The organism is uncultured Anaerococcus sp., assembly GCF_937934665.1.
In the GTDB taxonomy this organism is placed as follows: Bacteria; Bacillota; Clostridia; order Tissierellales; family Peptoniphilaceae; genus Anaerococcus.
Genome location: NZ_CALGYW010000150.1, coordinates 1 through 3,164 on the forward strand (window position 1 = coordinate 1; position 3,164 = coordinate 3,164).

At 37.7% G+C, this 3,164-nt stretch carries 3 protein-coding genes and 1 pseudogene; 1 reads left to right on the plus strand and 3 read right to left on the minus strand.

Going from position 1 to position 3,164, the window contains the following annotated elements; genetic code table 11:
• The 3 genes from Q0410_RS07610 to Q0410_RS07620 form a co-directional block, all read right to left on the minus strand.
• The coding region (locus Q0410_RS07610; RefSeq protein WP_299035178.1) for a hypothetical protein at positions 1-840 on the minus strand (840 nt) is incomplete at its 3' end.
• Entirely contained in the window at positions 837-1,340 is a 504-nt protein-coding gene (locus Q0410_RS07615) for a hypothetical protein (protein ID WP_299035181.1), read from the minus strand. The genes Q0410_RS07615 and Q0410_RS07610, both read right to left, overlap by 4 nt.
• A 110-nt stretch (positions 1,341-1,450) precedes the next feature.
• Positions 1,451-2,755, minus strand: a complete 1,305-nt coding sequence (locus Q0410_RS07620; RefSeq protein WP_299035184.1) for a hypothetical protein — start codon at positions 2,753-2,755, stop codon at positions 1,451-1,453.
• A 173-nt stretch (positions 2,756-2,928) separates the two neighbouring features.
• Here Q0410_RS07620 and Q0410_RS07625 point away from each other — a divergent pair.
• Positions 2,929-3,164, plus strand: a pseudogene (locus Q0410_RS07625) (Xaa-Pro aminopeptidase); the annotation flags it as partial.

Genomic DNA, 3,164 nt, shown 5'->3' on the forward strand with positions numbered 1-3,164 from the left:
TTTTATTTTGCCGTAGTCTTTGTGGTCTATGGTGTAGGTTCCTAGTGGTAGGGCCCAGGCTTTTACGAGCTCGGTGCCTTCTTCTGTGATGAAGGTGGCTGTGTCTATATCTCCCATGTAGACTAGGCTTATTAGGATTTTTTCGCCGTCTCTTGTCCTTGCAGGGAGGGTGTATTCGTAGATATTTACGTACTGATTGTCTATGTCTTCTCTTAGTTTTTTGCCATCTATGATTTCTCCTAGGACTTTGATTATTGGTTGAGGGTCATCACTTCCAAAGTCCACATCGCTTAGGGTTTTATTTTCTAATCTGTCGATGTAGTCTTTTGAGTAGTCTAGATTATAAAAGGCTTCGGGTTTATTTTTTATAAAGTTAATGCTTTCGTCAGACTCTAGATCATCACCTATGGATTTTTCCTTGCCTACTAGATAGTTTGAAAAAAACACTTCTCCCATATCGATTTGAGTGGCGTGGTCTATTTGGCCAATTGGTTCTGGTGGGAGGTTTATGCCGCTGGTTTTTTTAGGAGCGTTTTGGGCTTGGGATTTTTCCTTTGCCTTATCTTCTGACTGAGTTTTGTTACTGTCCCCATAAATATCACTTGTAAAGTAGTTTGTATTTTCATTTATGGATCTTTTTGGGGCGTTCTTTGATTCTGTTAAAAATAGGCAGCTTGCAAATTGTGGGAAAAGGTCTAGGCCTGTTTTTGAGAAGGTGTACATATTTACTATGCCATTTTCTACATCAGGATTGTAGTCAAACATGTAGCCGGTGTTGGCCTTATCAAGCTCTGCTAGACTTGTGCCTGGCAGGCGGATTATATATTCGTCTCCTATCATTTTTTATCAAAATATTGAGATTCTATATATTCTATATTCTCATCTTGAGGATCTTTGCCTGAGGTAGGGCTTTGATATTCCATGGTTTCAAGCTTTACAGAATAGGTCTTATCGTCTATTTTTTTAGGATCTGAAAATTTGCCAGTGTAGAGGTTGGCTAGCATGGACATGCCGTCACCACTCCACCAAGCTCCGTCAAATTTGCCGTCTTTATAAAAGACTATTCTTTCACTACCGTTTGTTAGGTAGGAGCTAAACTCTTTTCCTTGTAGCTTATCGAAGATTTCGCTATCTTGATTTGCCTTTTCTTTTGTTTTAGCTGGCACTTTATCTTCTATATTTTTTTCTTCTTTTGCTTCTTTTTTATCAGGTTTTTGATCAGATTTTTTACTTGCTTCGATTTCTACTTTTTTGACTGGTTCCTTGACCTCTTTCTCGGCTGGCTTGCAGGCAGTAAGGGAAAGGATTAGGGCTAGTGCTGTGATGATTTTCTTTGTCATGCTTTTCTCCTTGCTTTTATTTTTATTATTATACTTGGCCCTAGTAAATTAGATAAGTGAATTAGGTTAGCTTTGGCAAAGAAAAAGGACCCTGGCAGGTCCTCTTGCTTTTACTTATCTTCTTTTTTCTTATTTAATACCACGAAGGCTATTATTGCTACTACTAGGATGATTCCTAGGTAGCCTATGCTCTCTATTCCTGTTTTTACCTGGCTTGCGGCGCGGGTTAGTAGGGGTGGAGCGTCTTCTTTTTTGACTTCTTCTTTTTCCTCGGTGCCTTGGGTATTTTCCCCCTGGGAGAGGGTTACAGTTTCTGGTGGGTTTGAGGAGTTTGGGTTTGGAGCAGTAGTTGTAGCTTCTTTGCTTGGTTCTTCTTTGCTAGTTTCGCTTGCTACTTCCTTACTTTCTAGTTCGACTGATTTTTTATCAGTCTGATTTACTAAGAAAGGTTTTATAAATTCACTTGGTCCTTCTAGGGGTAGGCTATAGCCGCCCTCAGTGATTTCTTCTTCTGAGATTTCATCGTTGTTGTCTTTGTTTATTTGGTCTAAAAATTCCCTTTGTTTTTTATCAAGATTAGTGTAAGCGTCCTTGATACCTTCTCTATCTGACTTGTAGAAGGCGGAGTCTTCGTTAAGCTCTCCATCTACTTCATCTCCTCCTGTTTGGTAGGATGTTTTTTCTACTTCGGTTGATTCTGTATTTGCATTTTCTTTTATTTTCTCTTCTAGGGCTTTTTCTAATTTATTTATAAGATCATTTGTCTTTGTCTTATCTTCTTCTGTTATTTCAATCTTTCCCTTTACCTTTTCGTCTATTTCTAGGATATAGTCGTAGATTTCCTCAAGGACTGGCATGAGGGGCTTTTTCTCCTCGTCACTTGATCTGGTGAAGGTGTAGGAGTTGACTGTTGCTTCATAGAAGAGGTAGAGGTTTTTGATATCTTTCTTATCTAGATTATCTAAGAAAAATAGCTTGCCGTAGAGGATATAGTCTCTTACATCTCTCTTAACACCGTCTATATCTAGGTCTAGGGCGATTTTCTCGTCTGACTCATCGATTAATTTGTTGATTTCTACTAAGGCTTTTTCTAGGTCTTCTTTTGTAGCTGCCTTTTTGTTTAGGATGTCTATAAAGCCATCTATTTCGATATTGCCCATCTCTTTGGCAAGTATTATTCTTTGGTAGAGATTGAAACGAGCATCGAATTCTTCCTTGTAGGCAGGGTCGGTTTCGTAGTTATTATCTTTGTCCTTTTCGCCTTCTTGGGACTTATCTTCTTGGTTTTCTGCTATATCGGTTGTCAAAATATTAAAAAGTGAGTCTGTATCTTCATCGGCGAATGCCTTAGATCCTACTCCAAATACTAGGGCTAGGGTTAGGGCTGTCGCGAAAGTTTTCTTAAATTTAGTCATAAATCTCCCTTTGTTTTTCTTGCTTATATTGCAATCATTATATTTATTTTTCCCATAAAATCAATATAAAAATGACTTTAACTTCTTATTTATAATTCTTTATATATCTTTGTCTTCTTGTATAGTAGGTTATGTATGAATAAATTTATTTATAAATCATATAGGAGGAATAAGTGAAAGTAACTTACAAAAAAATCCAGGCTCCCCAGCCTGATAACGATAGAAAACCAGTGATTTTATCCGATGCGACCTATGAAGAAAGACTCGCTAAAGTTCTAAAAAACATGGAAGACTTTGGCCTATCTTCTCTAGTTATCTATGCAGATAAGGAGCACGGGTCAAATTTTGAATACCTAACAGGTTTTATCCCAAGGTTTGAAGAGGCGCTTCAAATCATAAATAAGGATGG

What these genes read in the sequence shown, in the direction of transcription:
- Q0410_RS07615 (WP_299035181.1), bottom strand. Translation starts at nt 1,340, where the DNA reads ATGACAAAGAAAATCATCACAGCACTAGCCCTAATCCTTTCCCTTACT.
- Q0410_RS07620 (WP_299035184.1), bottom strand. Translation starts at nt 2,755, where the DNA reads ATGACTAAATTTAAGAAAACTTTCGCGACAGCCCTAACCCTAGCCCTA.